Genomic DNA, 3,402 nt, shown 5'->3' with positions numbered 1-3,402 from the left:
CGCGACCAGCGTCAGTCCACGCGAACTTTTCACCGTTCATGAGGACGTACGTTGGTTCTTCGTTCCGCATGGCGTCGAAGTCGAACCCGTGGTGTCCCTCAGTACCCGCTTTCTTGTCGGTGTAGAGTTCGTGTTGTCCGATGTACACTTCGTGGTCGACGTCCGGGAGTCCCTCCGGTGGTTCGACGAGGATGAGACCGAACATCCCCGCGCTGATGTGCATGTCGAGATTCGGAACGGCACAGTGGTAGATGTACGCGCCGGGGTACGTCGCTTTGAACCGGAGGGTCGCCGTCTCACCGGGGTTCGTCATCGTCGCCTCCGCACCGCCACCCGGACCGGCGACTGCGTGGAAGTCGACGTTGTGCGGCATCGAGTTCTCTTCTGGGTTCTCGAAGGTCAGGTTGACCGTATCACCTTGTCTGACGCGAATGAACGGCCCGGGTACCTGCCCGTTGTACGTCATGTACGTGAACGTCACGCCGTCTTCGACCTCTGCGGTCACCTCCTCGGGGCGGAGCGTCACGTCCACTTCTGCTGGTTCGTTGCGGTCGATTGGGTCGGGGATGTCGGTCGGGTCAGCCGCGACCATATCGACTACGTTCGGACTCTGTTGTTGGGCGGGTTCGGTCGTCGTCTCCAACGACTGCGCCGCAGTCGGTGCTTGATTGGCACACCCTGCGAGCGATGCCACACCACCGAGTCCAAGTGCCTGTAACGTCCGTCGCCGAGTCGTCGATAGCATCTATCGTCACCCTCCAGTTGAGTCGTGGGACCACTGATGGGTATAGTGAAGTGCCAATTTCATCACTGAGAGACCCTGTGCGAACATATTCGGAGTCTAGCACACACTCCTTCGAGCCAAACAGTCGAACGACCATGACCGCAGAAGAACCATCCATACCAGACGCCGAACGACACGACACCTCGTGGTCGGCGAACCTCGAACATCCAGAACACGCTGAGAGCAGAGAACGCGTCGTCCAAGATGCACGCTCTGCCATCGAACGTACTGCACCGGGAAGACACGTCAACCTCGTCACCCACGAGGCCCACGGCCACCCCTCGTCGTATCTCTATCCAGTCCTCGAAGACGAGTTTCACTCCCTCGACTGGGAGTTCGTCGACCGATGTGGATGCGGCGGGTTCGTCACTCGCGTCTACGTCTGATGCCGAAAAGAGTACCGCAGACCTGCCGACGCGTGTGTCTGCGGACTATCGAGAACAGTCAGTCGTCACCGACGAATCGGTCACGGCGGTACCGACACTGCTCACAGAAGAACTGTGCGTAGCCAGTTGGTATCGTCCCAGTAAACAACATCTCAGTACCACAATCCGGGCACCACTCGGAGTGACCGTTTTGTTTGTGGTCTGTGCTCATACCACGTTCATACGAGTGAGGTATTATTACATTATCGATTGTAACAAATCCAGGAACGGTGATAGGTTACGGTGACGGGGCGATGGGTCGTTCGGAGACTGTAGGGAGACGAGTACGACGCTGCGGTTCGGCGCACGCTGTTCGACTGGGCAGTCGAGATGGTCACGAGCGAGTGAACAGCGCCTCTCTCACGGCACCCATATCGCCGTCAGCATCCCCTCGTCCGTCTCGACCGAACGATAGACGAATCCTCGGTCGTCGAGTTTCGGGAAGAGAAATTTCGGTTCCCGGTCGTTGAGTTGGACGAACATCGTCTCGGTGTCGAGTTCGGTGAGACGTGTGAGCGTCTTCGTGAGCGGTTCCGGCGGCGGGAGGTCACGCGCATCGAGGAAATCGATGGCTCTGGCAGTCGGTGCGTCCGCTTCGACCAGGTACGGTTCGACATCCATGTTCGTGACGTGGAACCGAAGTCGTAGGTAGTTCATCCCGAAGATGTTCGCGGGAGGGAGCGCGCAACCCAGACCAAATCCACGCGAACATGTTCGCCACGTGGTTCACGTCGGTCCGAGAACGACCGTCAAAACGACCATGGCACCGCACCCACCGCAGTCACGTCCTTCGACGGGACCAGACCCGTCGGCAATCGACACGAGTCGGCGTCCATTCGTCCTCATCTGGGAAGTGACGCAAGCGTGTGACCTCGCGTGCGACCACTGTCGCGCGGACGCACACCCAGCACGCCACCCCGACGAACTGACCACCTCGGAGGGAAAGCACCTCCTCGACCAAGCACGAGAGTTCGGACCGGGCCAACTCGTCGTTCTCTCGGGCGGAGACCCACTCACGAGACCAGACCTCGTCGAACTAATCGAGTACGGCACGTCCCGGGGACTCCGAATGACGCTGACACCGAGTGGGACGTCGTCGCTGACGCCGGAGACAGTACATCGCCTCAGCGACGCGGGAGTAACGCGACTCGCAGTGAGTCTCGACGGCGCGACACCCGACACGCACGACACGTTCCGGGGTGAGAGCGGGAGTTTCGAGCAGACGGTTCGAGCAGCCCGTGCAGCGCGTGATGCAGGACTCCCCGTCCAGATTAACACGACTGTGTGCGCACAGACCGTCGACGAACTTCCAGCACTCCGTGACCTCGTCGACGAACTCGGCGCCGTTCTCTGGTCGGTGTTCTTCCTCGTCCCCATCGGTCGTGGCCGTGTCCTCGAGCCAATTACGCCCGACCGTGCCGAGACGGTCATGCAGTGGCTCTCCGAGGTGAGTGACGACGCTCCGTTCGGCGTGAAGACGACCGAGGCGCCGTTCTACCGTCGGGTGGCGATTCAGCACAGACGAGACGCGAACGAGACACCAACAGACGACGACATTGGCCGCCGTCTCGGAATCACCGCCGGTGACGGCTTCGCGTTCGTGAGCCACACCGGCGAGTTGTACCCGTCTGGCTTCCTCCCAGAGTCAGCAGGGACAGTCCGAGACGGTGGACTCGTCGAACGGTATCGAGAGAGCGAGTTGTTCCAGTCACTTCGTGACCGCGACGCACTCCGTGGGAAGTGCGGGGCGTGTGAGTTCCGGCACGTCTGCGGCGGAAGTAGGTCACGAGCATACGCTCACACGGGAGACCCACTCGCCAGTGACCCCTTGTGTGCGTACGTTCCCGACGGATACAGCGGACCGCTGCCGGAAGGTCGAGTGAGTGGCGACTGACGAGAACCAGCCCGAACACGTTCGGGACAATCGATTGGCCGGACGAGCGACCACGTTGAGACGATGACGCGAACGACCGAACTCTCTCGACGGCGGTTTACAGTGCTTGCAGCGAGCGGTGCGCTAACCACCGCCCTCGCAGGGTGTACTGGTTCGAGCACCGACTCCTCACCCGACGAGACGGCAGACGGGGGCGAATCGACGACCAACAGAGAGACGACTGAATCTCCCAGCGGAGACGGTGACTCGACGGGGTCGGCCGGAGAACAGACCTTCGGCGGATGGCTCGAAGAAGTCGA

Annotated in this window: 5 protein-coding genes and 1 pseudogene; 3 read left to right on the top strand and 3 right to left on the bottom strand. The window is 60.8% G+C overall.

Annotated elements, in window-relative coordinates; all coding sequences use genetic code 11:
* Positions 1-745, bottom strand: a 745-nt coding sequence (gene nirK, locus AUR66_RS13890; protein WP_058572891.1) for a copper-containing nitrite reductase, incomplete at its 3' end; no start/stop codon positions are given.
* A gap of 134 nt (positions 746-879) precedes the next feature.
* On the opposite strand from nirK, the gene AUR66_RS13885 reads away from it, so the two are divergent.
* Positions 880-1,170: a CGCGG family putative rSAM-modified RiPP protein gene (locus AUR66_RS13885; RefSeq protein WP_058572890.1), complete on the top strand. Its 291-nt coding sequence runs from the start codon at positions 880-882 to the stop codon at positions 1,168-1,170.
* 58 nt (positions 1,171-1,228) lie between these two features.
* Here the strand turns inward: AUR66_RS13885 and AUR66_RS22120 are convergent, their stop codons facing one another.
* Positions 1,229-1,381, bottom strand: a complete 153-nt coding sequence (locus AUR66_RS22120) for an HVO_2142 family zinc finger protein (protein WP_154326373.1) — start codon at positions 1,379-1,381, stop codon at positions 1,229-1,231.
* Positions 1,382-1,569: 188 nt separating this feature from the next.
* A complete protein-coding gene (locus AUR66_RS13880) occupies positions 1,570-1,866 on the bottom strand; it encodes a DUF2249 domain-containing protein (RefSeq protein WP_231727897.1) in 297 nt (98 codons plus the stop codon).
* A 103-nt stretch (positions 1,867-1,969) separates the two neighbouring features.
* Between AUR66_RS13880 and AUR66_RS13875 the strand changes: the two genes are divergently transcribed.
* A complete protein-coding gene (locus AUR66_RS13875) occupies positions 1,970-3,103 on the top strand; it encodes a TIGR04053 family radical SAM/SPASM domain-containing protein (RefSeq protein WP_058572889.1) in 1,134 nt (377 codons plus the stop codon).
* A 63-nt stretch (positions 3,104-3,166) separates the two neighbouring features.
* Positions 3,167-3,402, top strand: a pseudogene (locus tag AUR66_RS13870) (halocyanin domain-containing protein); the annotation flags it as partial.

The organism is Haloferax profundi (assembly GCF_001469865.1).
In the GTDB taxonomy this organism is placed as follows: domain Archaea; phylum Halobacteriota; class Halobacteria; order Halobacteriales; family Haloferacaceae; genus Haloferax; species Haloferax profundi.
Note: the sequence above shows the minus strand (reverse complement) of the source record. Positions and strands in the feature narration are given on the sequence as shown.